This is a genomic window from Ruegeria sp. AP11 (genome assembly GCF_056535865.1).
On the sequence record NZ_JBQFJB010000001.1, the window covers coordinates 2,684,856 to 2,710,923 of the forward strand.

A 26,068-nucleotide genomic window follows, 5' to 3' on the forward strand; every position below is an offset into this window, starting at 1 on the left:
GATGAGCAGACTGGAACAACTGAAAACCCGCTATCCGGGCGCGCAAACTTTCAAGTTCGGCGACAATGCACTACTGAGCGCCGAGCTGCTGGACTTGGTGCGCGCAGGGAAAAAAACCGCGACCTGCGGCGCGTTGCGCGACTATCCGGAAGGCAGCGCTGATACGCCGGTCGTTGGGCGGCGGGATATTGCACTGGATTGGGATGATCGCCCGGCCTTGGTGATTGAAACTGTCGAGGTCTCGACCCGCCGCTATTGCGATGTGACCGAGGATTTTGCGTTGGCCGAAGGCGAGAATGAAACGCTCGAAGGATGGCGTGAGGATCACCGCCGGTATTTCGAGCGAAATGGCGGGTTCGATCCCGAGATGGAATTGCTCTGCGAACGGTTTCGCCTTGTCGAAGATCTGGCGGTTGAGGGGTAAGCCATGTTCAACAAAATCCTGATTGCCAACCGGGGCGAGATTGCCTGCCGGGTCATGGAAACCGCTCAGAAAATGGGTGTCTCATGCGTTGCGGTCTATTCCGATGCGGATAAGTCGGCAAAGCATGTGCAGATGGCGGATGAAGCCGTTCATATCGGTGGTGCGGCCCCGGCTGAGAGCTATCTTAAGGGCGATGTGATCATTCAGGCCGCGCTGAGTACGGGCGCGCAGGCGATCCATCCCGGCTATGGCTTTCTGTCCGAGAATCCGGATTTCGTGGATGCGGTTGAGGCTGCGGGGCTGACCTTTATTGGCCCTTCGGCGGATGCGATCCGCAAGATGGGTCTGAAGGACGCCGCCAAGGTGTTGATGGAGCAGGCGGGGGTTCCCGTGGTGCCCGGCTATCATGGGGACAATCAGGACCCGGAACATCTGTCGGGCGCGGCGGATACCATCGGCTACCCTGTTCTGATCAAGGCCGTTGCGGGCGGTGGCGGCAAGGGGATGCGGCTGGTCGAGCGGCCCGAGGATTTCGCGACCGCTTTGGACAGTGCGCGTGGTGAGGCGAAGACCGCCTTTGGCAATGATGCCGTTCTGGTCGAGAAATTTGTCGCCAAGCCCCGCCACATCGAGGTGCAGGTCTTTGGTGATGGTACCCATGCGGTGCATTTGTTCGAGCGCGATTGCTCGCTCCAGCGGCGGCATCAGAAGGTGATCGAAGAGGCCCCGGCCCCCGGCATGACAACTGAAATGCGCGAAGCGATGGGGCAGGCGGGCGTGCGCGCGGCTGAGGCCATCTGGTATAAAGGCGCGGGGACGGTTGAGTTCATCGTCGATGCCTCGGACGGGCTGCGACCGGATCGGTTCTGGTTCATGGAGATGAACACGCGCCTGCAGGTCGAACACCCTGTGACTGAGGCGATCACCGGTGTCGATCTGGTGGAATGGCAGTTGCGGGTGGCGGCGGGCGAAAGCCTGCCGAAACAGCAGGATGATTTGTCGATCAACGGGCATTCCTTCGAGGCGCGGCTTTACGCCGAGGATGTGCCCAAGGGCTTTCTGCCTGCGACCGGTACTCTGACCCATCTGCATTTCCCGCAGGAATGTCGCGCCGATAGTGGTGTACGGGCAGGGGATACGATCAGCCCGTGGTATGATCCGATGATCGCCAAGGTCGTGGTGCACGGCCCGACACGCGCGGTCGCCTTGGAGAGCCTGCATCGCGTCTTGCGCCGCACCGAGGTTGCCGGGACGGTGACCAACCTTGCATTCCTTGGCGCCTTGACGCGTCACAGCGGGTTTGCGTCGGGCGATGTGGATACCGGGCTGATCGGGCGCGACCTTGAGGATTTGGTACAGTCGGCTGACACTGGTCATGCGTCAGCGGTGGCTGCGGCTATGACGGCGCTGGGTCTGGCAGACACAAATTCTGTAACAGGCTTTACCCTCTGGGCTCCGTTACACCGCGCGGTGCAGTTGCTGCGGAATGGAGAGAGTGTTGATCTGGATGTACAGGTCGAAGGCCCGGATCGGCAGGTTTGGGAGGTTGAAGGCGCGCAACTCGTTGCACAGCACCTCGGTAGTTGGACCATCGATGGAAAACCCATGCCCAACGTTGCCTTCGCAGGATCTCAGGTCACCGTGTTCGATGATTATGGGCAGGTGTTCGAGGTCGTGGACCCTCTGGACCGTGATGCCAGTGCGGCGGGCGACAACAACGTGATCGAGGCGCCGATGCCCGGTTTGGTCAAGGCCGTCTTTGCCTCGGCTGGGCAGGCGGTGAAGGAAGGCGACCGTCTGGCCATCCTGGAAGCCATGAAGATGGAGCATTCGCTGCTGGCCGCGCGCGACGGTGTAGTGGCCGAGGTGCTGGCCGAAGCAGGCGCTCAGGTCGAGGCCGGGGCGGCGCTGGTTCGGCTGGCTGAGGATTGATCTGTTCGGACAGTGCATTGCGTGGCACAGTCATCCGTATTTGAAACGAGAAGAAGCCGGGAAGGAATGCGCTGATGAAAGAACGGGTCGAGATATTCGAGGTCGGGCCGCGGGACGGGTTGCAAAACGAACAGCGCGAGATTCCAGTGGCCGAGAAGGTGGCGCTGGTCGATTGCCTCAGCCGGGCCGGGTTCAATCGGATCGAGGTTGCCAGCTTTGTCTCTCCCAAATGGGTGCCGCAGATGGCGGGCAGCGGTGATGTTCTGGCCGGGATCTCGCGGGCCGACGGCGTGCGCTATGCTGCGCTGACGCCGAATATGCGCGGGTATGAGGACGCGTTGGCGGCCAAGGCGGACGAGATTGCGGTGTTTGCTTCGGCGTCCGAAGGGTTCTCGAAGGCGAATATCAACGCGACGATTGCCGAATCCATCGAACGGTTTGTGCCCATTCTCGAAGCGGCGCGGCATATCGATCTGCCGGTCCGGGGCTATGTCTCCTGCGTGACGGATTGCCCTTATGACGGACCGACACCGCCCGAAAAAGTGGCCGAGGTGGCGGATGCCCTGTTTGCCCACGGCTGCTATGAGATTTCGCTGGGCGATACGATTGGGCAGGGGACCCCGGACAAGATCGCGCATATGTTGCTGGCCGTGCGTGAACGGGTGCCGGTTACCCGGCTCGCGGGGCATTTCCACGACACCAACGGACGGGCGATTGATAATATTGACGCCTCGTTGGCGCTGGGCGTGCGGGTATTTGATTCCGCCGTGGGGGGGCTGGGTGGCTGCCCCTATGCGCCGGGCGCTGCGGGTAATGTCGCGACCGAAGCTGTAGCCGCACATCTGGAGCGGTTGGGATATGAGACCGGTCTGGATGCGTCTGTTTTGGAACAGGCGGCAGACATGGCGCGGGCAATGCGGGCGGAATAGGAAATGTTCGAGACCATTACGCTGAATACAGACGCACGCGGCGTCGCAACACTCACGCTGGATCGTTCTGAAAAGCACAACGCGCTGTCCGCGCAGATGATTGCCGAGCTGACGCAGGCCGCCGGTCAACTGACTAATGATGAGGCGGTGCGGGTGGTGGTTCTGACCGCCTCGGGCAAGAGTTTCTGTGCCGGTGGTGATCTGGGATGGATGCAGGCGCAGATGGCGGCCGACCCCGAGACGCGCTTTGTCGAGGCGCGCAAGCTGGCCGAGATGCTGAATGCGCTGAACACCCTGCCCAAGCCCTTGATCGGAGCATTACAGGGCAATGCGTTTGGCGGCGGGGTCGGTATGGCATCGGTCTGTGATGTGGCGATCGGGGTAGAGAGCCTGAAGATGGGCCTGACCGAAACCCGTCTGGGTCTGATCCCGGCCACCATCGGCCCCTATGTCATCGCCCGCATGGGTGAGGCGCGGGCACGACGGGTCTTTATGTCGGCTCGCCTGTTTGATGCGGCGGAAGCGGTCGAGCTGGGTCTGCTGGCCCGGACAGTGCCCGCCGACGCTCTGGCGGATGCGGTTGAGGCCGAGGTGCTGCCTTATCTCTCCTGCGCGCCCGGAGCTGTCGCCTCGGCCAAGGAGCTGGTCCGGTCGCTGGGGCCATCTATTGACGATGCAGTGATCGACCAGACCATTCGCGGGCTGGTCGCGCGTTGGGAAACCGATGAGGCGCGCGAGGGAATCGCCGCGTTCTTCGACAAGCGAAAACCTATATGGAATAAACAGGTTTAGCCCGATTGCCGCGACTCTCGGCTGGGATGCAACGTCAGCGCCGCTTGTTGGGAAAGCAAGCGCAATAATAGCTCTCTGCGCGTCTGTGTTCGGTTGACCCTCTGACCCCGCACGGATAGAGAATGTCCAGTCAACACGCCAATTGACCGTGCGTCCCTTTGGGGTTTGCGCAGGAAAGGAGCTATACGTGGAAGACCTGCTACGGGAGTACCTCCCGATTCTGGTGTTTCTGGCCGTTGCCGTAGGCCTTGGAATCGTCTTGATTCTTGCCGCTGTTGTATTGGCCGTCCGCAATCCCGACCCGGAAAAAGTCAGCGCATATGAATGTGGCTTCAACGCCTTCGATGACGCGCGGATGAAATTCGATGTCCGATTCTATCTGGTCTCGATTCTCTTCATCATCTTCGATCTGGAAATCGCCTTCCTGTTCCCTTGGGCCGTCGGCTTCAAAGACATCAGCGATGTCGGCTTCTGGTCCATGATGGTGTTCCTGGCGGTGCTGACCATCGGCTTTGCCTATGAATGGAAGAAGGGGGCCCTGGAATGGGAGTGATGACGGGTGCAAACACCGGCGGCGTCGACAAGGAAGTCGCCACCCAGGCCCTGAATGCCGAGCTGCAGGACAAGGGATTCTTGCTGACATCGACCGAAGACATCATCAACTGGGCGCGCACTGGTTCGCTGCACTGGATGACATTCGGTCTCGCCTGCTGCGCGGTTGAGATGATGCACACCTCGATGCCGCGCTATGATGCGGAAAGGTTCGGTATCGCGCCGCGTGCCTCTCCGCGTCAGTCGGATGTGATGATCGTGGCCGGTACGTTGACCAACAAGATGGCCCCGGCACTGCGCAAGGTCTACGACCAGATGCCCGAGCCACGCTATGTGATCTCAATGGGATCCTGCGCCAATGGCGGCGGCTACTATCACTATTCCTATTCGGTCGTGCGTGGCTGCGACCGCGTTGTGCCGGTGGATATCTATGTGCCCGGCTGCCCTCCGACCGCCGAAGCATTGCTGTACGGTCTGATGCAACTGCAACGCAAAATCCGCCGTACCGGCACGATTGTACGCTGAGGAGAGTGGGGATGAGCGAAGCACTCAAGGAACTCGGCACGCAGCTGGAACTGAAACGGGCCGATTGCGTTCTGTCCTGGGACGTGACCCATGGCGAGCTGAATGTCGATGTGGCGCCTTCGAATCTGGTAGAGTTCGTCGAGTTTCTGCGGAACGATCAGAACTGCAAGTTTTCGACCCTCGTGGACATCACCGGCGTCGACTACCCCGAACGGGCCAAGCGGTTCGACGTGGTCTATCACTTCCTGTCGATGTACCAGAACCAGCGTATCCGCCTGCGGGTCTCGATCCGCGAGGAGGACATGGTGCCCTCGATCGTTGACGTCCACCCCTCGGCCAACTGGTTCGAGCGTGAGGTGTTCGACATGTTCGGCATCCTGTTCTCGGGTCACCCGGATCTGCGGCGCATCCTGACCGACTATGGGTTCCGGGGCTATCCGCTGCGCAAGGATTTCCCAACCACCGGTTACACAGAGGTCCGCTATGACGAGGCGCAAAAGCGTGTGGTCTACGAACCGGTCAGTCTGGTGCAGGAATACCGTCAGTTCGATTTCATGTCCCCGTGGGAAGGTGCCAACTACATTCTTCCGGGGGATGAGAAACAGGAGTCGTAAGTCATGTTTGAGTTCCTGATCTGGATAATTCTGGTGGTGGCGACGGTCGTGCCGATGATCAAGCTGCTGCCGCATTTCGGGATCAACAAGAACTGGGCGTTTGCCTGCATTATCTCTCCGGTCGTGATCGTCTTGTTGTGGATGATGGCGATGAAACTGCAAGAGATGGAGCGGCGCTGACATGATGGGCGAATTGATCATTTTGGGCGCATTGGGCGTCTTGCTTGCAGGGGCTGCAGCCAAGGCAGCCGAAGCCGAAAAGGTCCGGGTCCGGGCTGAGGCGAAAAAGAACAAACGAGGGCGTTGATGGACGGCTCAAGATATGATGACGGCAGCACGGACGCGCTGAGCGGAGAACAGAAGATCCGCAATTTCAACATCAACTTCGGCCCGCAACACCCTGCGGCGCACGGGGTTCTGCGTCTGGTGCTCGAATTGGACGGCGAGATCGTCGAGCGTTGCGACCCGCATATCGGCCTGCTGCACCGTGGTACCGAAAAGCTGATGGAGAGCCGGACGTATCTGCAGAACCTGCCGTATTTCGACCGGTTGGATTATGTGGCGCCGATGAACCAGGAACACGCCTGGTGTCTGGCCATCGAAAAGCTGACCGGGGTCGAGGTTCCGCGTCGCGGCTCTCTGATCCGGGTCCTCTATTCCGAGATCGGGCGTATTCTTAACCACCTGCTGAACGTGACCACGCAGGCGATGGACGTCGGCGCGCTGACCCCGCCGCTCTGGGGTTTCGAGGAACGCGAAAAGCTGATGGTGTTCTATGAGCGTGCCTGTGGTGCCCGCCTGCACGCCGCCTATTTCCGCCCTGGTGGGGTCCATCAAGACCTGCCGCCGGAACTGCTGGATGATATCGAGGCGTGGAGCCACGAATTCCCCGCCGTTCTGGACGATATCGACGGTCTGCTGACCGAAAACCGCATCTTCAAACAGCGCAACGCCGATATTGGTGTGGTGACCGAGGATGACATCCAGAAATACGGCTTCTCGGGCGTTATGGTGCGCGGATCAGGTCTGGCATGGGACCTGCGCCGCGCGCAGCCCTATGAATGCTACGACGAGTTCGAGTTCCAGATCCCCGTCGGCAAGAACGGCGACTGCTATGACCGCTACCTCGTGCGCATGGAAGAAATGCGCCAGTCGCTGCTGATCATCCGTCAGGCCATCGCCAAAATCCGCGAATGCCCCGGCGACGTTCTGGCGCGTGGCAAGATCACCCCGCCGAAACGCTCGGACATGAAGACCTCGATGGAAAGTCTGATCCATCACTTCAAGCTGTATACCGAAGGCTTCCACGTCCCCGCGGGCGAGGTTTATGCCGCCGTCGAGGCCCCCAAGGGCGAATTCGGCGTCTATCTGGTCGCCGACGGCACCAACAAACCCTACCGCGCCAAACTGCGCGCGCCGGGTTTCCTGCACCTGCAAGCCATGGACCACGTTGCCGGTGGGCACCAACTGGCCGACGTCGCTGCCATCATCGGCACCATGGACGTCGTATTTGGAGAGATTGACCGCTAATGCTCCGCCGTCTGCATCCCGAACAACCCGACAGCTTCGCCTTCACCGCTGCCAACCAGCAATGGGCCGAAGCGCAAATCACGAAATACCCTGAGGGGCGTCAGGCTAGCGCGGTTATTCCCCTGCTATGGCGCGCGCAGGAGCAGGAGGGCTGGTTGAGCCGCCCGGCGATCGAGTCTGTCGCCGACATGCTGGGCATGGCCTATATTCGCGTGCTCGAAGTGGCCTCGTTCTACTTCATGTTCCAACTGCAACCGGTTGGGTCTGTAGCACATATTCAGGTGTGCGGCACGACCTCCTGCATGATCTGCGGGGCCGAGGATCTGATTGCGGTCTGCAAGGACAAGATCGCTGCGAAACCGCATGAACTCTCTGCCGATGGCAAGCTGAGCTGGGAAGAGGTCGAATGTCTCGGGTCCTGCACCAACGCGCCGATGGCGCAGATTGGCAAAGATTATTACGAAGACCTGACGGCTGAGAGCTTCGGCCTGATCATCGATGATCTGACGGCGGGCAAGGTGCCGGTGCCGGGCCCGCAAAACGGGCGCTATGGGGCGGAACCGCTGAAAGGGCTGACCAGCCTGACCGAACATGACAGCGGCCGGACGCAGTACAATGCCAGCGTGCAACTGGCGACCGATCTGGGCGACACCGTCAAGCGCATTGACGGATCAGAGGTGCCGATCCTGACGCCGTGGCTGGACAAGGATGGCAAACAGGCGGGCGCTTCGGCGGCTGCGAAACCTCCGAAAGCGCCCGAAGCGCCGAAACCGGCGGCGAAACAAGCTGCTGAGGCGAAGGCCAAGGCCAAGGAAACCAAACCTGAAGCTGCCGAGGTCAAGGAAGATCAACCTGAGACGCTGACCAGCGCGAGGGAAGGCAAGGCAGATGACCTCAAGCTGCTGAAAGGCGTCGGGCCCAAGCTCGAAGAAACACTGAACGAACTGGGCTTCTACCACTACGACCAGATCGCGGCCTGGACGCCCGAACAGGTGGCCTGGGTTGACGCCCGGCTGAAGTTCAAGGGCCGGATCGAACGCGACGGCTGGATCGAACAGGCGGCCAAGCTGGCGGCGGGTGAGGACACCGAGTTTGCCAAACGTGCCAAGGAAGACGGCACTTACGAAGACTAGGACAGATGCCCATCCGGGGCATCGGGATGAGATGGACAAGGACAAGGAACAGGCCATAGCCCGAAAGGGCCGACATATCGGCATCGTCATCGCCGTGACGATGGTGGTTTGGCTTGGCATGACTTTATTTGTCGGCCCCGCGCTGGGGATGCCGGGGCGCTATGCGCTGTTGTTTGATTTTGCCGCTCTGGCAGGATTCATCTATGCGGGCGTGAACATATTTCAACTCTGGCGCATGCGTCAGGACAGCTGAAGGTAAGACATGATGCTGAAGGATCAGGACCGGATCTTTACCAACATCTACGGGATGCACGAGCGCACGTTGCGCGGCGCGCAGGCCCGGGGGCATTGGGACGGCACTGCTGGCCTGATCGAAAAGGGGCGCGACTGGATTATCCAGACGATGAAGGACTCGGGGCTGCGCGGACGTGGCGGTGCGGGTTTCCCGACCGGCCTGAAATGGTCGTTCATGCCCAAGGAAAGCGATGGGCGCCCGTCCTATCTGGTTGTAAACGCGGATGAATCCGAGCCCGGAACCTGCAAGGACCGCGAGATCATGCGCCACGATCCGCATACGCTGATCGAGGGGTGCCTGATCGCGTCTTTCGCGATGAACGCGCATACCTGCTATATCTACCTGCGCGGTGAATATATCCGCGAGCGTGAGGCGTTGCAGGCGGCAATTGACGAAGCCTATGACGCGGGGCTGCTGGGCAAGAACGCCGCCGGATCGGGCTGGGATTTTGATCTGTTCCTGCATCACGGCGCCGGGGCCTATATCTGCGGCGAGGAAACCGCCCTGATTGAAAGCCTTGAGGGCAAGAAGGGTATGCCGCGGATGAAACCTCCGTTCCCGGCTGGTGCGGGTCTGTATGGCTGCCCAACCACGGTGAACAACGTGGAATCCATCGCTGTTGTGCCGACCATCCTGCGCCGGGGTGCGGATTGGTTCGCGGGCTTTGGCCGTCAGAACAACGCAGGCACCAAGCTGTTTGCGATCTCGGGCCATGTGAACAACCCCTGTGTCGTCGAAGAGGCGATGTCGATTTCCTTCGAGGATCTGATCGAAACCCATTGCGGCGGCATTCGCGGCGGTTGGGACAATCTGCTGGCGGTGATCCCCGGCGGCTCGTCCGTGCCGTGCGTGCGTGGCGAGAACATGCGCGATGCGATTATGGATTTCGACTATCTGCGGGGTGAGCTGGGCTCGGGCCTTGGCACGGCGGCGGTGATCGTGATGGACAAGTCCACCGACATCATCAAGGCGATCTGGCGTCTGTCGAAATTCTACAAGCACGAGAGCTGCGGCCAGTGTACGCCCTGCCGCGAAGGCACCGGCTGGATGATGCGCGTCATGGACCGTCTGGTGCGTGGCGAGGCGGAACTGGAAGAGATCGACATGCTGTTCGACGTGACCAAACAGGTCGAAGGTCACACGATCTGCGCCCTTGGCGATGCGGCCGCCTGGCCGATCCAGGGTCTGATCCGCAACTTCCGTGAAGAGATCGAAGATCGCATCAAGGCCCAGAAAACGGGCCGCATGGGTGCGATGGCGGCGGAGTAAGTCTTATGGAAGCATATGCTGAATATTCTCACGCGATTGCCGCGTTGGTGATCTTTACCCTGATCGTTTTGTTCATGTCGCCGTTCTCGGCCTTGGCCAAGGCGGGCAAGGGGCTGGCACCGGGTGCGACTCCGGATCAGGACTATTCAGACAAGGCTTATCGACTGAACCGTGCTTATCTGAACGGCACCGAAACCCTGCCTGCATTTCTGACCGTGACGGTTGCTGCGATCCTGTTGGGCGCAAGCCCGTTTTGGATCAATCTGCTTGCATCTCTGGCGCTGCTGGCCCGCATTTTGATGTTGGTGATCCACCTGCGCGGACTTGGCAAACCGCATAGCGGACTGCGCTCGGTCGCCTATGTGGCCGGTTGGGTCTGCATGGTTCTGACGGGCCTTTTCGCATTGGTGGCGGCGTTCTGATGATGCGAATGACACGATCCCTGACCGGTGCGCTGGCTGTGATGACGTTGCTTGTGGCGTGTGGAGAAGCACCGTCAAGCGCCACGCGCGTTGCCTTTGACGGCCAGTATTTCCGCACCAAGGCCAAAGCCGTCGACAAGAAGCGAATGCCGACTCAATTCACGGTCACCGTGAATGGGGTTTCCGCCTCGTTCGATGGCGCGCGCGAGGCTGGGCGCTTTGAGGGCACCAAATATTGCGTGCAGAATTTCGGATCCTCGCGGATCAAATGGTCCGTTGGCCCCGATACCGAGCCGCAGAACCTGCGAATCGAGAATGACAAACTGGTCTTTGCAGGAACGTGTCAGCGTCCATGAGCAAGGTTATCAGATATCACGCGCCGGAAGGTCGGGCGATATTGTCTAGCAGGGCGGATGGGGGGCGTCTTGGGGAACCCAAGACGAAAGGAAACCTCATGTCTGTTTTGAAAAAGCTCGCTCTGGCCACCGTGCTGATACTTCCCGTCGCCGCCGAGGCGAAACCGCCCTTGCGCGAAGTCAAAGAGATTGACAACGAACTCTACTACATCGCCATCGCAAATGAGATCTCGGAATACTGCCCCTCGATCAGTGGGCGTCGGTTAAAAGCGATTAGTGTGATGTGGGGCCTGCGGTCCAAAGCGAATGAACTGGGATATTCGGACACCGAAATCCGCGCCTATGTGGATTCGGATGCCGAGAAAGACCGGATGCGTGCCAAGGGCGAGGCATACCTGTCTAAAAACGGCGTGTCCTACGAAAATCCCAAATCCTTCTGCAAGCTGGGCAAGAAGGAAATCGAAAGAAACAGCGCCATTGGCGTGTATTTGAGGGCGAACTAGACCATGTCTGACCTCCGCAAAGTCAATATCGACGGGCAGGAAATCGAAGTCGATGGTGCGATGACCCTGATCCAGGCCTGTGAAGAGGCCGGGGTCGAGGTGCCGCGCTTCTGCTATCACGAGCGTCTGTCGATTGCCGGGAACTGCCGGATGTGTCTGGTCGAGGTTGTGGGCGGGCCGCCGAAACCCGCCGCCTCGTGCGCGATGCAGGTGCGCGACCTGCGCCCAGGGCCGGAAGGGCAGCCGCCCGTGGTCAAGACGAACTCGCCCATGGTCAAGAAGGCCCGCGAAGGGGTGATGGAATTCCTGCTGATCAACCACCCGCTGGATTGCCCGATCTGCGATCAGGGCGGCGAGTGTGACCTTCAGGATCAGGCGATGGCCTATGGTCTGTCCGGCACGCGCTTCAAGGAAGCCAAGCGCGCGGTGGATGATCTGGATCTGGGGCCGCTGGTTGGCACTGCGATGACCCGTTGTATTAGCTGTACGCGCTGTGTGCGGTTTACCACCGAGGTCGCGGGGATCACCCAGATGGGTCAGACCGGGCGGGGGGAAGATGCCGAGATCACCTCGTATTTGAACCAGACACTGGATTCGAACCTGCAAGGCAACATCATCGACCTGTGCCCGGTGGGCGCGCTGACATCGAAGCCTTACGCTTTTACCGCCCGTCCGTGGGAACTGACCAAGACCGAAAGCATCGATGTGATGGATGCTCTGGGCTCAAACATCCGCGTCGATACCAAGGGCCGCGAAGTCATGCGTTTCCTGCCGCGTAACCATGACGGCGTGAACGAGGAATGGATCAGCGACAAGACCCGTTTCGTCTGGGACGGGCTGCGCCGTCAGCGTCTGGACAAGCCCTATGTGCGTGAGAACGGCAAGCTGCACCCCGCAACGTGGCCCGAGGCGCTGACCAAAGCAGCCGAGGCTCTGAAAGGGGCCGAGAAACCGGCGGGCATCGTCGGCGATCTGGCCCCTGTCGAGGCGGTATTCGCCTTGAAACAGATGATCGAAGGGCAGGGCGGTGTTGTCGAATGCCGCACCGATGGCGCGCGTTTGCCTGCGGGCAACCGCAGTGCCTATGCCGGAACTGCCGCCATCGAGGACATCGACAGTGCCGAGCGTATCTTGCTGATTGGCACCAATCCGCGTGACGAAGCTCCGGTCCTGAACGCCCGCATCCGCAAGGCCTGGGCACATGGGGCCGAAGTGGCTCTGGTCGGGCCTGCGGTTGATCTGACTTATGACTATCACCACATGGGCGGCGACCGCGCGGCGCTGCAACAAGTTGTGGATATGGGCGGCGATGATGAGATCAAGGGCAAACGCTCCTTGGTTATTGTCGGGCAGGGCGCGCTGCAAGAGGCCGACGGTGCCGCCGTTCTGGCTACCGCGCAGGCCATCGCGGCCAATACCGAAAGCGGCCTGCTGATCCTGCACACCGCGGCGTCGCGTGTCGGCGCGATGGATGTGGATGCCACCAACGCAGGCGGCATGGAGGCGGTCAGCGCGGCTGACGTGATCTATAACCTCGGCGCGGATGAGGTCGAGATTGGTGAAGGCGCGTTCGTGATCTATCAGGGCAGCCATGGCGACCGGGGCGCACACCGCGCCGACGTGATCCTGCCGGGTGCGGCCTATACCGAGGAGAACGGATTGTTCGTGAACACCGAAGGCCGCCCACAACTGGCGATGCGCGCCGGGTTCGCGCCGGGTGAGGCCAAGGAAAACTGGGCGATCCTGCGGGCCTTGTCCGCCGAGTTGGGCGCGACGCTGCCCTTCGACTCGCTGGCGCAGCTTCGCACCGCGCTGATCGAGGCGGTTCCGCATCTGGCCCGCATCGACGAGGTGATCCAGAACGAGGTTCAGGTGCTTGATGCAGGCCCGCTGGGCAAAGCAACCTTCCGCAATGCGGTCAAGGATTTCTACCTGACCAACCCGATTGCCCGAGCCTCGCAATTGATGGCCGAGCTGTCGGCGCAGGCGCAGGCCCGCAAATCCGAGAAGATTGCGGCGGAATGAACCGGGCACGTTTCATATCGCAAGCAGGTGCGGGTGCCGGTTGGCACACAGCTGCACCTCAAATGCGTGTGGACCCCACGATTAAGGGTGGCGCTGAAGCGGCAGATGCTGTTTACACCAACGCGCCGACCCAGCCGCAGATTGCGCAGGCATCTGGCCTTTGCATCGCGCGCGGAAAACGGAATACCCACGGTGTGAGGACCAATGGCTGAATTCTTTAACACCCCCGGCGGAATAGCCATCATCATTCTGGCGCAAGTGCTTGCGGTTGTTGCCTTTGTGATGATCTCGCTGTTGTTCCTTGTCTATGGCGACCGCAAAATCTGGGCCGCCGTCCAGATGCGCCGCGGACCCAATGTGGTTGGCGTTTATGGTCTGCTGCAATCGGTGGCGGATGCGCTGAAATATGTGGTCAAAGAGGTGGTGATCCCGGCAGGGGCCGACCGAACCGTTTTCATCCTTGCGCCGCTGACATCCTTCGTGTTGGCGATGATCGCCTGGGCGGTGATCCCGTTCAACGATGGCTGGGTTCTGTCGGATATCAACGTCGCCATCCTCTATGTCTTTGCCGTGTCTTCGTTGGAGGTTTATGGCGTGATCATGGGCGGTTGGGCGTCGAACTCAAAGTACCCGTTCCTTGGGTCTCTGCGCTCGGCGGCGCAGATGATTTCCTATGAGGTCTCGATCGGCCTGATTATCATCGGCGTGATCATCTCGACCGGTTCGATGAACTTTGGCGACATCGTCCGCGCGCAGGATGGCGGGCTGGGCCTGTTCAGCTGGTACTGGCTGCCGCATTTCCCGATGGTCTTCCTGTTCTTCATCTCGGCACTGGCCGAAACCAATCGCCCGCCGTTTGATCTGCCCGAGGCGGAATCGGAACTGGTTGCCGGTTATCAGGTCGAATACTCGGCCACGCCCTTCCTGCTGTTCATGGCGGGCGAATACATCGCCATCTTCCTGATGTGCGCCTTGACCACGCTGCTGTTTTTCGGCGGCTGGCTGTCACCCATCCCGGGCCTGCCCGATGGCGTGCTGTGGATGGTTGGCAAGATGGCGTTCTTCTTTTTCCTCTTCGCAATGGTCAAGGCGATTACGCCTCGCTACCGCTATGACCAATTGATGCGTTTGGGCTGGAAAGTCTTCCTGCCATTCTCGTTGGTCTGGGTGGTCTTTGTGGCCTTCGCGGCGAAATTCGACTGGTTCTGGGGCGCGTTCGCGCGTTGGAGCGTAGGAGGCTGATATGACCCAAATCGACTACACCCGCGCTGCCAAGTATTTCCTGCTGCAGGACTTCTGGGTCGGTATGAAGCTGGGGCTGAAGTATTTCTTCGCCCCCAAGGCCACCGTGAACTATCCGCACGAAAAGGGCCCTCTGTCCCCGCGGTTCCGCGGCGAACACGCCCTGCGTCGTTATCCGAACGGCGAAGAACGCTGCATCGCCTGCAAACTCTGCGAGGCGGTCTGCCCCGCACAGGCCATCACCATCGACGCCGAACCGCGCGAGGACGGCAGCCGCCGCACCACGCGGTACGATATCGACATGACCAAATGCATCTATTGCGGTTTCTGCCAAGAGGCCTGCCCGGTCGATGCCATCGTCGAAGGCCCGAACTTCGAATTCGCCACCGAAACCCGCGAAGAGCTGTTCTACGACAAGGAAAAACTGCTGGATAACGGCGAACGCTGGGAAGCCGAGATCGCTCGCAATCTGGAAATGGACGCGCCGTACCGATGACCGACAGCCCGACAAATCCGTTCGAGCTGATGATGAAGCAGGCTCAGGACATGGCCAAAGCGATGAACCCGGCGATGGAGAATTTCTCGCCCAAAGGGTTCGAGGCGCTGTGGCCGACCATGCCGAAAGAGGTCATGGAGATGATGTTTGGCAACACCGTCAACAAGGACGGGCTGGATGCCAAGACCCGCCTGCTGCTGACGCTGGCCGGGCTGACCTGTCAGGGCGCTCAGGCGGACTCGGCGGTGCGTCAGACCGTGCGGCACGCGCTGGAGGCCGGTGCCAAGAAACAAGAGATCGTGGAAACGATCGGCCAGATGTCGGTTTTTGCCGGCATCCCGGCCATGACCCGCGCGCTGGATCTGGCGCAAGAGGTCATGGGCGATAACGAGGATGAGGATCAATGACCGTCTTTGCCTTCTACCTGTTTGCCATCAGCGCCATCACCGGCGGGCTGTTCACTGTTATCAGCCGCCAGCCCGTGCACTCGGTGCTGTGGCTGATCCTGTCTTTCCTATCGGCGGCGGGGCTGTTCGTGCTGCTGGGGGCCGAGTTCGTGGCGATGCTGCTGATCATCGTCTACGTGGGCGCGGTCGCGGTGCTGTTCTTGTTCGTGGTGATGATGCTGGACGTCGACTTTGCCGAGCTCAAGGCCGAGATGGCGCGCTACATGCCGCTGGCCCTGCTGATCGGCCTGGTGATCCTGATGCAATTCGTCATGGCCTTTGGGGCTTGGGACAGTGCGCAGGGTGCGGCGGCCAATCTGGCGCAGCCGGTCCCGACAGACCGCCACAACACCGAGGCGCTGGGTGTTATCCTTTATGATCAATACTTCCTTCTGTTCCAACTGGCGGGCCTGATCCTGCTGGTGGCCATGATCGGTGCCATCGTGCTGACGCTGCGCCACCGTCAGGACATCAAGCGTCAGGACATCATCGGCCAGATGATGCGCGACCCGGCCAAAGCGATGGAGCTGAAGGATGTGAAACCGGGGCAGGGGTTGTGACAGACCCGATTTTTTTAAAAAAAATCGGCTCGAAGTCTTTTCAAGACTTCGGTGCCGCGAGAAGGACAGGAACGGCCATATGATCGGACTCGAACATTACCTGACTGTAGCGGCGACGCTGTTCGTCATCGGCATCTTCGGTCTCTTTCTGAACCGCAAGAACGTCATCATCCTGCTGATGAGCATCGAGCTGATGCTGCTGGCGGTGAATATCAACCTCGTGGCGTTTTCCAGCTTTCTCGGCGATCTGGTCGGGCAGGTCTTCACGCTGTTCGTGCTGACCGTTGCGGCGGCTGAGGCGGCGATCGGGCTGGCCATTCTGGTCTGTTTCTTCCGCAACCGTGGCACCATCGCGGTTGAAGACGTCAATATGATGAAGGGGTAAGAGAACATGGAAACCACCATCCTCTTTGCCCCGCTGGTGGGCGCAATCCTCTGCGGCTTCGGCTGGAAGTTCATTGGTGAGAAAGCCGCCATGTGGACCGCCACTGGTCTGCTGTTTCTGGCCTGTCTGCTGTCCTGGATCGTGTTCCTGACATTTGACGGCCACACCCAGCAAATCGAGATCATGCGCTGGATCGAAAGCGGCTCGCTGTCGACAAGCTGGGCCATTCGTCTGGACCGGCTGACCGCGATCATGCTGATCGTGGTGACGACCGTATCGGCGCTGGTTCACCTGTACTCGTTTGGCTACATGGATCACGATCCGCAATGGCGCGAAGGCGAGAGCTATAAGCCGCGTTTCTTTGCCTATCTGTCCTTCTTCACCTTTGCCATGCTGATGCTGGTGACAGCGGACAATCTGGTTCAGATGTTCTTTGGCTGGGAAGGCGTGGGTGTCGCATCCTACCTGCTGATCGGGTTTTATTACCGCAAGCCAAGCGCCAATGCCGCGGCGATGAAAGCGTTCATCGTCAACCGTGTGGGCGATTTCGGCTTTGCGCTGGGAATCTTCGCGCTGTTCTTCCTGACTGACAGCATCAATTTCTCGGATATATTCGCATCGGCTCCGGCACTGGCGGAAGAGAAACTGCACTTCCTGTGGGGCGAGTGGACCGCCATCGAGGTGATCTGTGTCCTGCTGTTCATCGGCGCGATGGGTAAATCGGCGCAGTTGATCCTGCACACCTGGTTGCCGGACGCGATGGAGGGCCCGACGCCGGTGTCGGCGCTGATCCACGCCGCGACCATGGTAACCGCCGGTGTGTTCCTCGTCTGCCGCATGTCGCCGCTGATGGAATTCGCGCCTGGCGCGACCGGGTTCATCACCTTCCTCGGTGCCTCGACCGCGTTCTTCGCGGCCACCGTGGGGCTGGTGCAGACCGATATCAAGCGCGTCATCGCCTATTCGACCTGTTCGCAGCTGGGCTACATGTTCGTGGCGGCTGGCGTCGGCATGTATTCGGCGGCGATGTTCCACCTGCTGACGCACGCGTTCTTCAAGGCGCTGCTGTTCCTTGGGGCCGGTTCGGTCATTCACGCGATGCATCACGAGCAGGAGATGACGGAATACGGCGGGTTGCGGAAGAAGATCCCCTATACCTTCTGGGCGATGATGATCGGGACGCTGGCGATTACCGGTGTGGGTATTCCGCTGACGCAGATCGGGTTCGCCGGGTTCCTGTCGAAAGACGCCATCATCGAAAGCGCCTTTGCCGGAGGCACGGGATACGCGTTCTGGATGCTGGTGATCGCGGCGATGTTCACCTCGTTCTATAGCTGGCGCCTGATCTTCCTGACCTTCTATGGCGAGGAACGTGGCGACAAGCACACTCATGAACATGCGCATGAAAGCCCGATGACCATGCTGGTGCCGCTGGGCGTCTTGTCGTTGGGCGCGGTGTTCGCCGGGATGATCTGGTACGGCAACTTCTTCGGCCACGCAGACAAGGTGGGCAAGTTCTACGGCATTCCGGTGGCCGAGGCCTCGGAACATGCCGAAGGGCACGATGCCGATACCCATGCCGCGCATGTGGCGGACGGAACCGCCGACGCGCATCACGGTGATGAGGCCAAGGCGGACGAGGCCCACGCGGATGACGGGCATGGCGAGGACGCAGCCCATGGCGGTGACCATCACTATGCCTTTACGGGCAAGCCGGGTGAAGGTGCGCTTTATATCGCACCCGACAACCATGTTCTGGATGATGCGCATGCGGCGCCCAAATGGGTCAAGGTATCGCCCTTCGTCGCGATGCTGCTTGGGTTCCTCGTGGCCTACTGGTTCTATATCGTGAACACCTCGCTGCCCGCACGTCTGGCCGCGAACCAGCGTCCGCTGTACCTGTTCCTGCTGAACAAGTGGTACTTTGACGAGATCTACGATGCGATCTTTGTCAAACCCACCGTGGCGCTTGGCCGGTTCCTGTGGAAACGCGGCGACGGCAACACCATTGACGGCTTCCTGAACGGTGTCGCCATGGGCGTTGTGCCCTTCTTCACCCGCCTCGCAGGCAAGGCGCAGACGGGATACATCTTTACTTACGCCTTCTGGATGGTTCTGGGCATCGCCGCCCTGGTCACCTGGATGTCGATCGGCGGAGGCGCAAACTAATGGACAATATCCTATCTATTGTCACCTTCATCCCCGCCATCGCAGCAGGCATTCTGGCCCTGTTCCTGCATGGCGAAGACGCAGCCGCGCAGCGCAACGCGAAATGGGTCGCGCTGGTTGCGACCAGCGTGACCTTTCTGGTTTCGATCGGCATCTATACCGGCTTTGATCCGTCCAATACCGGCTTCCAGATGGTGGAAGAGGGCGAATGGCTGCTGGGTCTGAAATACAAGATGGGCGTCGATGGCATCAGCGTTCTGTTCGTGCTGCTGACCACCTTCATCATGCCGTTGACCATTCTGGCCAGCTGGAACGTGACGGACCGCGTCAAGGAATACATGATCGCCTTCCTGCTGCTGGAAACGCTGATGCTGGGCGTGTTCATGGCGCTGGATCTGGTGCTGTTCTATCTGTTCTTCGAGGCGGGCCTGATCCCGATGTTCCTGATCATCGGCATCTGGGGCGGCAAGGATCGCATCTATGCCAGCTTCAAGTTCTTCCTCTACACCTTCCTCGGCTCGGTGCTGATGCTGGTGGCGATGGTTGCAATGTATGCGGATGCAGGCACCACGGATATCGAGGCGCTGATGAGCCATCAGTTCTCGTCCGAAGGGTTCAGCGTGCTGGGCGTCTATATCGTCGGCGGCATGCAGACGCTGATGTTCATCGCCTTCTTCGCCTCGTTTGCGGTGAAGATGCCGATGTGGCCGGTGCACACCTGGCTGCCGGATGCGCACGTGCAGGCGCCGACTGCAGGCTCGGTCGTTCTGGCGGCGATCCTGCTGAAGATGGGCGGCTATGGCTTCCTGCGGTTCAGCCTGCCGATGTTCCCTGTGGGCTCGGCGGTGATGACCGATGTCGTGCTGTGGATGTCGGCCATCGCCGTTGTCTACACCTCGCTTGTGGCGCTGGTGCAGGAGGATATGAAAAAGCTGATCGCCTATTCCTCGGTCGCGCATATGGGCTTTGTCACCATGGGTATCTTTGCCGCGAACCAGCAGGGCATCGATGGTGCGATCTTTCAGATGCTCAGCCACGGGTTCATCTCGGCAGCACTCTTCCTGTGTGTCGGCGTGATCTATGACCGGATGCACACCCGCGATATCGACGCCTATGGCGGTCTGGTGATCCGGATGCCCGCCTATGCGCTGGTTTTCATGCTGTTCACCATGGCCAATGTCGGCCTGCCAGGCACATCAGGGTTCATCGGCGAATTCCTAACCCTGATGGGCGCGTTCCAGGTCAACACATGGGTGACCGCAGTGGCCGCGACCGGTGTGATCTTCTCGGCCGGTTATGCGTTGTGGCTGTACCGTCGGGTCGTGTTCGGTGATCTGATCAAGGAAAGTCTGAAGGCGATGACAGACATGAGCTCGCGTGAGCGGCTGATCTTTGCGCCGCTGATCGTGATGACCATCCTGCTGGGCGTCTACCCGTCGTTGGTGACCGATGTGATCGGGCAATCCACCGCTGCGCTGATTTCGAACTATGACATGGCTCTGGCCGCGGCGGACGCCGCCACCCAGACAGCCGCTTCGCATTAAGGAGGCTTTGGAGACATGATCCAGGCTGATCTGACAATTATCCTGCCGGAAATCGTTCTGGCGATCTATGCGATGGCGGCGCTGATTGGGGCTGTCTACACGTCGAAAGACGGTCTTGCGCCCGTGCTGGTCTGGGCCACTTCCGGCCTGATGGCGGTGCTGGCGATCTGGATTGCGATGAATGGCGACGGCACCAACGTGGCCTTCAACGGCATGTTCGTGGATGATGGCTTTGCCCGCTTTGCCAAGGTGGCGATCCTGCTGTCCGCCGCTGCAGTTCTGGTCATGAGCCAGGACTACATGGCGCGCCGAGGGCTGCTGCGGTTCGAATATCCCCTGCTGGTCGCGCTGGCGGCTGTCGGCATGATGATGATGGTCAGCGCAGGCGATCTGATGTCGCTGTATATGGGGTTGGAGTTGCAATCCCTGTCGCTCTATGTCGTCGCCGCCCTGCGCCGCGACAGCGCCAAATCGACCGAGGCAGGCCTGAAGTATTTCGTGCTGGGCGCGCTCAGCTCGGGTCTGCTGCTTTATGGGGCATCTCTGGTCTATGGCTTTACGGGCACCACGCTGTTCTCGGGCATTATCCAGACGGTGCAGCATGGCGAATTGTCACTGGGTTTGCTGTTTGGCCTGATTTTCCTGATCTCGGGTCTGGCCTTCAAGGTCTCTGCCGTGCCGTTCCATATGTGGACACCGGATGTGTACGAAGGGTCTCCGACTCCGATCACCGCCTTCTTTGCGACCGCCCCCAAAGTGGCTGCGATGGCGCTGTTCGCGCGCCTGCTGCATGATGCGTTTGGCGGCGTGGTGCAGGACTGGCAACAGGTGATCGTGCTGTTGTCCGTGCTGTCGATGTTGCTGGGCGCGGTTGCGGCTATCGGGCAGCGAGATATCAAGCGGCTGATGGCGTTTTCGTCGATTGCCCATATGGGCTATGCGCTGATCGGTCTGGCCGCTGGTACCGAATTGGGTATCAAGGCGATGCTGATGTATCTGGCTATCTATGTAACGATGAATATCGGCACCTTTGCCTTCATCCTTATGATGGAGCGTGACGGCAAGCCGGTGACGGATATCGACGCTTTGCGGCAATTCTCGAAACGCGATCCGGGCAAAGCGCTGGCCCTGCTGATCCTGATGTTCAGCCTTGCGGGCGTGCCGCCGATGCTGGGCTTCTTTGCCAAGTTCGGCGTCTGGCAGGCGGGTATTGACGCCGATCTGTTCGGGCTGGTCATCGTGTCGGCCATCGCCTCGGTCATCGGTGCGTTCTACTACCTGCGGATCGTGTTCTACATGTATTTCGGTGCCGAGAACGAAGACCCGATCGAAACCCGCTCGACCCCGGTTCTGTGGGCAGCGCTGATGGGCTCTGCGGCCCTGATGCTGATCGGTGTGTTCTACCAGTTCGGCGTGGAAGGCGCAGCGGCGGCTGCGGCGGCGACACTTGTCAACTGATCCCGTCGTGTTTCACTCATCTGAGGCTCGGTCATTTGACCGGGCCTTTTTGACATGAGCGATTGGCCACAGGGATACGGCCTGCATGTGTTGCAGGAGGTCGACAGCACTCTGAACGAGGCTGCGCGGCTTGCGCCGGTTGCGACCGGTCCGGTCTGGATCATGGCGCACCACCAGACGGCTGCGCGCGGACGGCGCGGCCGGGCCTGGGCGAATCCCAAGGGGAACCTCGCGGCTACCCTGCTGATGCGGCCTGATGGAAATCCCGAACAGGCGGCGCTGCGCAGCTTTGTGGCCGCCCTGGCACTGTTTGATGCTTGCGTGGCGGTGACCGGGCGCGCGCAAGGGCTGACGCTGAAATGGCCCAACGATGTGTTGTTGAATGGTGGAAAGCTGGCCGGGATTTTGCTGGAAAGCACCGGTCAGGGCAGGGGGGTTGCGCATCTGTCTATCGGTATCGGCGTCAACCTGACCGAGGCGCCCACCGCGGATAAAGTTGAACCCGGCGCTGTGCGCCCCGTTTCGCTGATGTCCGAAACCGGTGCTCAGGTCACGCCCGAGGACTTTCTGACCGAACTGGCCGCAGCTTACGCGCGGTACGAGACACAGTTCACCACGTATGGTTTTGAGCCGATCCGCACCGCATGGCTGTCGCGGGCGGCCCGATTGGGTGAGGTCATAACCGCCCGTACCGCAACGTCGGAGACGGTCGGAACCTTTGAAACGGTGGACGCGGGCGGCAACCTTGTCCTAAAAACCGCGAAGGATCGCGTCAGCATACCTGCCGCGGATGTTTTCTTCTGAAGGAGGCGGGAATGCTTCTGGCCATTGATTGCGGCAATACAAACACCGTTTTCTCGATCTGGGATGGCGAGAACTTCCTGTGCACGCTGCGCACCTCGACCCATCACGCTCGGACGGCGGATGCGTATTTCACTTGGTACTCGACCTTGGTGAAACATTACGGGATCGAGGCCGACATAACGGATGTGATCATCGCCTCGACCGTGCCACGCGTGGTCTTCAACCTTCGGGTATTCGCCGATCGGTTTTTTGGTTGTCGTCCCTTGGTGGTTGGCAAGCCCGACTGCCTGCTGCCGGTCAATCCGCGCGTGGATGAAGGAACGGTGCCTGGGCCGGACCGTCTGGCCAATGCGGCGGCGGCTTTTGACCGCCATGGCGGCAATGTGGTGGTGGTCGATTTTGGCACGGCGACCAATTTCGACGTGGTTGCGGCGGACGGGGCCTATATCGGCGGCATCATCGCCCCGGGGGTGAACCTGAGCCTTGAGGCGTTGCATCAAGGCGCGGCAGCGTTGCCGCATATCGACATTACCAGACCGGAGAAGGTGATCGGCACGAACACGGTTGGCTGTATTCAGTCCGGCGTGTATTGGGGCTATTCCGGCCTGATCGAAGGGCTGATCTCACGCGTGAAGGCCGAATACGGAATGGCGATGAAGGTCGTCGGCACCGGCGGGCTGGCACCTCTGTTCGATCAGGCGGATGTGGGCTTCGACGCTATTGAGGATGATCTGACGATGCACGGGCTGACCGTGATCCATCGCTATAACAAGGAAAATGGCTCGACATGAGCAATGAACGACTGATCTATCTGCCGCTGGGCGGTGCAGGCGAAATCGGTATGAATGCCTATGTCTACGGATACGGCGCGCCGGGGAAAGAACGGCTGATCCTTGTCGATTTGGGCGTGGCGTTTCCGGACATGGATACCTCGCCCGGCGTCGATCTGATCTTTGCCGATATCAGCTGGCTGAAAGAGCGTGCTGACCAGCTTGAGGCGATCTTTGTCACCCATGCGCACGAGGATCACGTCGGAGCGGTTGCGCATTGCTATGAGGCGTTGGGCGCGCCCATCTATGCCCGCGCGTTCACCGCCAACATCGCGCGGCGCAAGATGGAGGATCAGGGCCATCCGGCCGAGGCGGTGCGGACGGCATCAGCCTGGCCGGAACAGATCAAGGCAGGGCCGTTTACGGTTGGTTTTCTCCCCGTATCCCACTCGATCCCCGAAAGCGCGGGGTTGGTGATCGATACGCCTGCGGGCCGTGTCGTGCATACGGGCGACTTCAAGCTGGATGCGAACCCGGTGGTGGGCGAACCCTTTGACCCCGATCTGTGGGCTGAGGTCGCCAAATCGGGTGTCAAAGCGCTGGTCTGCGACAGCACCAATGTCTTTTCGGCCCACGCGGGGCGCTCGGAATCCGAAGTGGGACCCGAGATTACCCGTCTGGTGCAGGATGCAAGCGGTATGGTGATCGCAACGACGTTTGCGTCGAATGTTGCGCGGGTCAAGACGCTGGCAGAGGCCGGGCAAAAGGCCGGGCGCTCGGTCGTGTTGCTGGGCCGGGCGATGCGGCGCATGATCGAGGCCGCGACCGAGACAGGCATTCTGACTGATTTCCCAAAAGTTGTAAGCGCCGAAGAGGCCATTGACCTGCCGCGCCAGAACCTGATGCTGATCGTCACCGGCAGTCAGGGTGAACGCCGTGCCGCCAGCGCACAACTGGCACGCGGCAGGTATCGCGGGCTTGAGGCAAAAGAGGGCGATCTGTTTCTGTTTTCGTCCAAAACCATCCCCGGAAACGAACGCGGCGTGATCCGTATCATGAACCAGCTGAGTGAGAAGGGCGTCGATGTGGTCGATGACAGCTCGGGCCTGTATCACGTTTCGGGTCATGCCAATCGGCCCGATCTGGAACAGGTGCATAAACTGATCGACCCCCAGATGGTGATCCCGATGCATGGCGAGCATCGCCATCTGCGCGAACACGCCAAGCTGGCCGAGGCAGGCGGGCGCACCGGAATATTGGCGGTCAACGGCACCATGCTGGATCTGACTGGCAATGCGCCCAAGGTGACAGATTACGTCGAAACGGGCCGAACCTATCTGGATGGTACCGTGAAGGTGGGTGCTCTGGACGGCGTAGTGCGTGACCGCATTCGCATGGCGCTGAACGGTCATGTCACGATCACGGTCATTCTGGATGAAGAGGATGAACCTCTGGGCGAGCCCTGGTGCGACACCATGGGTCTGCCCGAGATAGGATCGTCCCGCGCGGGGTTGGTTGAGGTGTTGGAAGAGGACCTCAATCAGTTTCTGATGCGCGCGGGGGCCAAGACCCTGCGCGACGATGACAAGCTTGAGGAAGGCCTGCGTCGGATTGCCCGCCAAACTGCGCAGGCCGAGATCGGCAAGAAACCCGAGGTTACCGTGGTGGTCAGCCGGATGCGTTAATCCGCATAAGGCATCGGATAGCCCCGAAGCTGCAGGAACAGGCTGGCCTCTTCGTTGTTCAGAAAGAAGGGCACGGTTTCCGGCGGGTTCGGGTCTGCCGCACGGGCGGCGATTTCGGCCAGAACCACCTCGGTGATGAAGGGCAGATCGTATTCGCGGGCCTGCCGGATTTTCACCCACTGCAGATGGGACAACTCGTCCGAGGCGTGGGTGAAATCATCCAGATCGCCCTGAATGGCATCGGCATCGACCAGAAAGAACCGGGCGTCGAACCGGCGGGGGCGTCCGGGCGGAGTAACCGCGCGAAAGACAAATTGCAGGGCCGAGGCTGCGGGGACAAAGCCCATCGCGGCAAAGCTCTGCCAATCTGCGGGCGCGGTGCTGGGCCAGACGCCCGGTTGGCCAAGGACAAGTCCGGTTTCTTCCCACAATTCACGGATCGCAGCGGCGGCCAGAGCGTTTTGTAAACCCGCCTCGGATTGCTGCGACAGGCGGTCCGCACAAAGATCGGGAAGCGGAGAGGCCAGCGGTATTTCGGCATCCGCCGGGTCGACCGCTCCGCCGGGAAAGACGAACTTGTTGGGCATGAACGCGGCTTTTGCACCGCGCTGCCCCATCAGGATCGAGGGATCGCCCAGCCGGTCACGCAGGACGATGACCGTAGCGGCATTGCGAATGGCGGTCTTGTCCGCGCTCATGCGGTTTTGCCAAACCCATGCATCCGGCGCGCCCATTGATAGGCGACGACCGCCCCTTTCAGACGCGGCAACAAATAAAGCGACAGCGCGACACAGCCGATCGAAAAGCCGATTGCCATGGTCCAAGGGTCAGGGCGCCATTCCACGTATGAAATATGCAGCGCCGGTGCCAGAAGATGCCCCACGATCAGGATCGTCAAATAGGCTGGCCCGTCATCGGCACGGTGATGAAACAGCTCTTGCCCGCAATGCGAACAGGTATCGTTTACCTTGAGGTAGCTGTACAGCAGCTTGCCTTCACCGCAATTCGGGCATTTGCAACGGAACCCCCGGATCAATGCCGGTTTGGTCGGGCGTTCTTCCTCGATCGTCGTGTCGATGGTCTGATCAGTCATGTGACTCTCGCGCGTTTATCCTGGGGCGATATAGGCCGGGCCGTGCCTGGCAGGAAGGGGGGTGCGTCGCTTTGCGGCGGTGAAGCCCAACCTAGCAGGAATCGAGGCCGTTTCA

At 60.3% G+C, this 26,068-nt stretch carries 29 protein-coding genes; 27 read left to right on the forward strand and 2 right to left on the reverse strand.

Annotated elements, in window-relative coordinates; genetic code table 11:
• The first annotated feature begins 1 nt into the window (after position 1).
• From ACR3E4_RS13430 to ACR3E4_RS13560, 27 genes are all read left to right on the forward strand, one after another.
• Positions 2-424 carry an ASCH domain-containing protein gene (locus tag ACR3E4_RS13430; protein ID WP_480529909.1) on the forward strand — a complete coding sequence of 141 codons (423 nt, stop codon included), beginning with the start codon at positions 2-4 and terminating at the stop codon, positions 422-424.
• A 3-nt stretch (positions 425-427) separates the two neighbouring features.
• Positions 428-2,356 (forward strand): acetyl/propionyl/methylcrotonyl-CoA carboxylase subunit alpha, encoded by a 1,929-nt coding sequence (locus ACR3E4_RS13435; RefSeq protein WP_480529907.1) that lies wholly within the window; start codon positions 428-430, stop codon positions 2,354-2,356.
• Positions 2,357-2,430: 74 nt separating this feature from the next.
• Entirely contained in the window at positions 2,431-3,285 is an 855-nt protein-coding gene (locus ACR3E4_RS13440; protein WP_480529905.1) for a hydroxymethylglutaryl-CoA lyase, read from the forward strand.
• A gap of 3 nt (positions 3,286-3,288) precedes the next feature.
• Entirely contained in the window at positions 3,289-4,077 is a 789-nt protein-coding gene (locus ACR3E4_RS13445; protein ID WP_480529903.1) for a crotonase/enoyl-CoA hydratase family protein, read from the forward strand.
• A gap of 187 nt (positions 4,078-4,264) precedes the next feature.
• Entirely contained in the window at positions 4,265-4,630 is a 366-nt protein-coding gene (locus tag ACR3E4_RS13450) for an NADH-quinone oxidoreductase subunit A (protein WP_170325678.1), read from the forward strand.
• Positions 4,621-5,154 (forward strand): NuoB/complex I 20 kDa subunit family protein, encoded by a 534-nt coding sequence (locus ACR3E4_RS13455; RefSeq protein ID WP_480529901.1) that lies wholly within the window; start codon positions 4,621-4,623, stop codon positions 5,152-5,154. Before ACR3E4_RS13450 ends, ACR3E4_RS13455 begins: the two co-directional genes overlap by 10 nt.
• Before the next feature lie 11 nt (positions 5,155-5,165).
• Entirely contained in the window at positions 5,166-5,768 is a 603-nt protein-coding gene (locus tag ACR3E4_RS13460) for an NADH-quinone oxidoreductase subunit C (protein WP_480529899.1), read from the forward strand.
• Positions 5,769-5,771: 3 nt separating this feature from the next.
• A complete protein-coding gene (locus tag ACR3E4_RS13465) occupies positions 5,772-5,948 on the forward strand; it encodes a hypothetical protein (RefSeq protein WP_480529897.1) in 177 nt (58 codons plus the stop codon).
• A 126-nt stretch (positions 5,949-6,074) separates the two neighbouring features.
• Complete coding sequence (locus tag ACR3E4_RS13470) at positions 6,075-7,298, forward strand: NADH-quinone oxidoreductase subunit D (protein WP_170352614.1); 1,224 nt, start codon at positions 6,075-6,077, stop codon at positions 7,296-7,298.
• Positions 7,298-8,431, forward strand: coding sequence for an NADH-quinone oxidoreductase subunit NuoE (nuoE, locus tag ACR3E4_RS13475; RefSeq protein ID WP_480529895.1), 1,134 nt, complete (start codon positions 7,298-7,300; stop codon positions 8,429-8,431). The genes ACR3E4_RS13470 and nuoE overlap by 1 nt, the downstream gene beginning before the upstream one ends.
• A gap of 31 nt (positions 8,432-8,462) precedes the next feature.
• Entirely contained in the window at positions 8,463-8,684 is a 222-nt protein-coding gene (locus ACR3E4_RS13480) for a DUF5337 domain-containing protein (RefSeq protein ID WP_480529893.1), read from the forward strand.
• Between the two features lie 12 nt (positions 8,685-8,696).
• Positions 8,697-9,995 carry an NADH-quinone oxidoreductase subunit NuoF gene (gene nuoF, locus ACR3E4_RS13485; RefSeq protein WP_480530585.1) on the forward strand — a complete coding sequence of 433 codons (1,299 nt, stop codon included), beginning with the start codon at positions 8,697-8,699 and terminating at the stop codon, positions 9,993-9,995.
• A 5-nt stretch (positions 9,996-10,000) separates the two neighbouring features.
• The gene (locus ACR3E4_RS13490) at positions 10,001-10,417 is read left to right on the forward strand and encodes an MAPEG family protein (protein ID WP_480529891.1); all 417 of its coding nucleotides are present in this window, start codon (positions 10,001-10,003) and stop codon (positions 10,415-10,417) included.
• Between the two features lie 8 nt (positions 10,418-10,425).
• Complete coding sequence (locus ACR3E4_RS13495; protein WP_480529889.1) at positions 10,426-10,773, forward strand: hypothetical protein; 348 nt, start codon at positions 10,426-10,428, stop codon at positions 10,771-10,773.
• A gap of 98 nt (positions 10,774-10,871) precedes the next feature.
• On the forward strand, positions 10,872-11,276 hold the full coding sequence (locus tag ACR3E4_RS13500) for a DUF5333 domain-containing protein (protein WP_480529887.1): 405 nt from the start codon (positions 10,872-10,874) through the stop codon (positions 11,274-11,276).
• A gap of 3 nt (positions 11,277-11,279) precedes the next feature.
• Positions 11,280-13,301 (forward strand): NADH-quinone oxidoreductase subunit NuoG, encoded by a 2,022-nt coding sequence (gene nuoG, locus ACR3E4_RS13505; protein WP_480529885.1) that lies wholly within the window; start codon positions 11,280-11,282, stop codon positions 13,299-13,301.
• A 204-nt stretch (positions 13,302-13,505) separates the two neighbouring features.
• A complete protein-coding gene (gene nuoH / locus ACR3E4_RS13510) occupies positions 13,506-14,543 on the forward strand; it encodes an NADH-quinone oxidoreductase subunit NuoH (protein WP_480529883.1) in 1,038 nt (345 codons plus the stop codon).
• Between the two features lies 1 nt (position 14,544).
• On the forward strand, positions 14,545-15,039 hold the full coding sequence (gene nuoI, locus ACR3E4_RS13515; protein WP_170331439.1) for an NADH-quinone oxidoreductase subunit NuoI: 495 nt from the start codon (positions 14,545-14,547) through the stop codon (positions 15,037-15,039).
• Positions 15,036-15,446: a carboxymuconolactone decarboxylase family protein gene (locus tag ACR3E4_RS13520; protein ID WP_170545589.1), complete on the forward strand. Its 411-nt coding sequence runs from the start codon at positions 15,036-15,038 to the stop codon at positions 15,444-15,446. Before nuoI ends, ACR3E4_RS13520 begins: the two co-directional genes overlap by 4 nt.
• Positions 15,443-16,045, forward strand: a complete 603-nt coding sequence (locus ACR3E4_RS13525) for an NADH-quinone oxidoreductase subunit J (protein ID WP_170793604.1) — start codon at positions 15,443-15,445, stop codon at positions 16,043-16,045. Before ACR3E4_RS13520 ends, ACR3E4_RS13525 begins: the two co-directional genes overlap by 4 nt.
• Before the next feature lie 79 nt (positions 16,046-16,124).
• Positions 16,125-16,430 carry an NADH-quinone oxidoreductase subunit NuoK gene (gene nuoK / locus ACR3E4_RS13530; protein ID WP_005984024.1) on the forward strand — a complete coding sequence of 102 codons (306 nt, stop codon included), beginning with the start codon at positions 16,125-16,127 and terminating at the stop codon, positions 16,428-16,430.
• A gap of 6 nt (positions 16,431-16,436) precedes the next feature.
• Positions 16,437-18,599, forward strand: coding sequence for an NADH-quinone oxidoreductase subunit L (nuoL, locus tag ACR3E4_RS13535; RefSeq protein ID WP_480529881.1), 2,163 nt, complete (start codon positions 16,437-16,439; stop codon positions 18,597-18,599).
• Positions 18,599-20,143, forward strand: coding sequence for an NADH-quinone oxidoreductase subunit M (locus ACR3E4_RS13540; RefSeq protein WP_480529879.1), 1,545 nt, complete (start codon positions 18,599-18,601; stop codon positions 20,141-20,143). Before nuoL ends, ACR3E4_RS13540 begins: the two co-directional genes overlap by 1 nt.
• A 15-nt stretch (positions 20,144-20,158) precedes the next feature.
• Positions 20,159-21,601 carry an NADH-quinone oxidoreductase subunit NuoN gene (gene nuoN, locus ACR3E4_RS13545; RefSeq protein ID WP_480529877.1) on the forward strand — a complete coding sequence of 481 codons (1,443 nt, stop codon included), beginning with the start codon at positions 20,159-20,161 and terminating at the stop codon, positions 21,599-21,601.
• Positions 21,602-21,655: 54 nt separating this feature from the next.
• Entirely contained in the window at positions 21,656-22,405 is a 750-nt protein-coding gene (locus tag ACR3E4_RS13550; protein ID WP_480529875.1) for a biotin--[acetyl-CoA-carboxylase] ligase, read from the forward strand.
• A gap of 11 nt (positions 22,406-22,416) precedes the next feature.
• The gene (locus tag ACR3E4_RS13555; protein ID WP_480529873.1) at positions 22,417-23,196 is read left to right on the forward strand and encodes a type III pantothenate kinase; all 780 of its coding nucleotides are present in this window, start codon (positions 22,417-22,419) and stop codon (positions 23,194-23,196) included.
• Positions 23,193-24,860 (forward strand): ribonuclease J, encoded by a 1,668-nt coding sequence (locus ACR3E4_RS13560; protein WP_480529871.1) that lies wholly within the window; start codon positions 23,193-23,195, stop codon positions 24,858-24,860. Before ACR3E4_RS13555 ends, ACR3E4_RS13560 begins: the two co-directional genes overlap by 4 nt.
• Here the strand turns inward: ACR3E4_RS13560 and ACR3E4_RS13565 are convergent.
• Together ACR3E4_RS13565 and ACR3E4_RS13570 are read right to left on the reverse strand one after the other, a co-directional pair.
• Positions 24,857-25,558, reverse strand: coding sequence for an NUDIX hydrolase (locus ACR3E4_RS13565; RefSeq protein WP_480529869.1), 702 nt, complete (start codon positions 25,556-25,558; stop codon positions 24,857-24,859). The genes ACR3E4_RS13560 and ACR3E4_RS13565 overlap by 4 nt on opposite strands.
• The gene (locus ACR3E4_RS13570; protein WP_480529867.1) at positions 25,555-25,953 is read right to left on the reverse strand and encodes a DUF983 domain-containing protein; all 399 of its coding nucleotides are present in this window, start codon (positions 25,951-25,953) and stop codon (positions 25,555-25,557) included. Before ACR3E4_RS13570 ends, ACR3E4_RS13565 begins: the two co-directional genes overlap by 4 nt.
• Between the last annotated feature and the right edge of the window lie 115 nt (positions 25,954-26,068).

Coding starts and splice junctions, on each gene's coding strand:
- nuoI (WP_170331439.1), top strand. CDS start 14,545: ATGACCCAAATCGACTACACCCGCGCTGCCAAGTATTTCCTGCTGCAG.
- ACR3E4_RS13570 (WP_480529867.1), bottom strand. CDS start 25,953: ATGACTGATCAGACCATCGACACGACGATCGAGGAAGAACGCCCGACC.
- ACR3E4_RS13550 (WP_480529875.1), top strand. CDS start 21,656: ATGAGCGATTGGCCACAGGGATACGGCCTGCATGTGTTGCAGGAGGTC.
- ACR3E4_RS13460 (WP_480529899.1), top strand. CDS start 5,166: ATGAGCGAAGCACTCAAGGAACTCGGCACGCAGCTGGAACTGAAACGG.
- nuoL (WP_480529881.1), top strand. CDS start 16,437: ATGGAAACCACCATCCTCTTTGCCCCGCTGGTGGGCGCAATCCTCTGC.
- ACR3E4_RS13495 (WP_480529889.1), top strand. CDS start 10,426: ATGACACGATCCCTGACCGGTGCGCTGGCTGTGATGACGTTGCTTGTG.
- ACR3E4_RS13525 (WP_170793604.1), top strand. CDS start 15,443: ATGACCGTCTTTGCCTTCTACCTGTTTGCCATCAGCGCCATCACCGGC.
- ACR3E4_RS13470 (WP_170352614.1), top strand. CDS start 6,075: ATGGACGGCTCAAGATATGATGACGGCAGCACGGACGCGCTGAGCGGA.
- nuoH (WP_480529883.1), top strand. CDS start 13,506: ATGGCTGAATTCTTTAACACCCCCGGCGGAATAGCCATCATCATTCTG.
- ACR3E4_RS13465 (WP_480529897.1), top strand. CDS start 5,772: ATGTTTGAGTTCCTGATCTGGATAATTCTGGTGGTGGCGACGGTCGTG.
- ACR3E4_RS13430 (WP_480529909.1), top strand. CDS start 2: ATGAGCAGACTGGAACAACTGAAAACCCGCTATCCGGGCGCGCAAACT.
- ACR3E4_RS13520 (WP_170545589.1), top strand. CDS start 15,036: ATGACCGACAGCCCGACAAATCCGTTCGAGCTGATGATGAAGCAGGCT.
- ACR3E4_RS13555 (WP_480529873.1), top strand. CDS start 22,417: ATGCTTCTGGCCATTGATTGCGGCAATACAAACACCGTTTTCTCGATC.
- nuoF (WP_480530585.1), top strand. CDS start 8,697: ATGCTGAAGGATCAGGACCGGATCTTTACCAACATCTACGGGATGCAC.
- nuoG (WP_480529885.1), top strand. CDS start 11,280: ATGTCTGACCTCCGCAAAGTCAATATCGACGGGCAGGAAATCGAAGTC.
- ACR3E4_RS13435 (WP_480529907.1), top strand. CDS start 428: ATGTTCAACAAAATCCTGATTGCCAACCGGGGCGAGATTGCCTGCCGG.
- ACR3E4_RS13445 (WP_480529903.1), top strand. CDS start 3,289: ATGTTCGAGACCATTACGCTGAATACAGACGCACGCGGCGTCGCAACA.
- nuoE (WP_480529895.1), top strand. CDS start 7,298: ATGCTCCGCCGTCTGCATCCCGAACAACCCGACAGCTTCGCCTTCACC.
- ACR3E4_RS13565 (WP_480529869.1), bottom strand. CDS start 25,558: ATGAGCGCGGACAAGACCGCCATTCGCAATGCCGCTACGGTCATCGTC.
- ACR3E4_RS13440 (WP_480529905.1), top strand. CDS start 2,431: ATGAAAGAACGGGTCGAGATATTCGAGGTCGGGCCGCGGGACGGGTTG.
- ACR3E4_RS13540 (WP_480529879.1), top strand. CDS start 18,599: ATGGACAATATCCTATCTATTGTCACCTTCATCCCCGCCATCGCAGCA.
- nuoK (WP_005984024.1), top strand. CDS start 16,125: ATGATCGGACTCGAACATTACCTGACTGTAGCGGCGACGCTGTTCGTC.
- ACR3E4_RS13455 (WP_480529901.1), top strand. CDS start 4,621: ATGGGAGTGATGACGGGTGCAAACACCGGCGGCGTCGACAAGGAAGTC.
- nuoN (WP_480529877.1), top strand. CDS start 20,159: ATGATCCAGGCTGATCTGACAATTATCCTGCCGGAAATCGTTCTGGCG.
- ACR3E4_RS13480 (WP_480529893.1), top strand. CDS start 8,463: ATGGACAAGGACAAGGAACAGGCCATAGCCCGAAAGGGCCGACATATC.
- ACR3E4_RS13560 (WP_480529871.1), top strand. CDS start 23,193: ATGAGCAATGAACGACTGATCTATCTGCCGCTGGGCGGTGCAGGCGAA.
- ACR3E4_RS13500 (WP_480529887.1), top strand. CDS start 10,872: ATGTCTGTTTTGAAAAAGCTCGCTCTGGCCACCGTGCTGATACTTCCC.
- ACR3E4_RS13490 (WP_480529891.1), top strand. CDS start 10,001: ATGGAAGCATATGCTGAATATTCTCACGCGATTGCCGCGTTGGTGATC.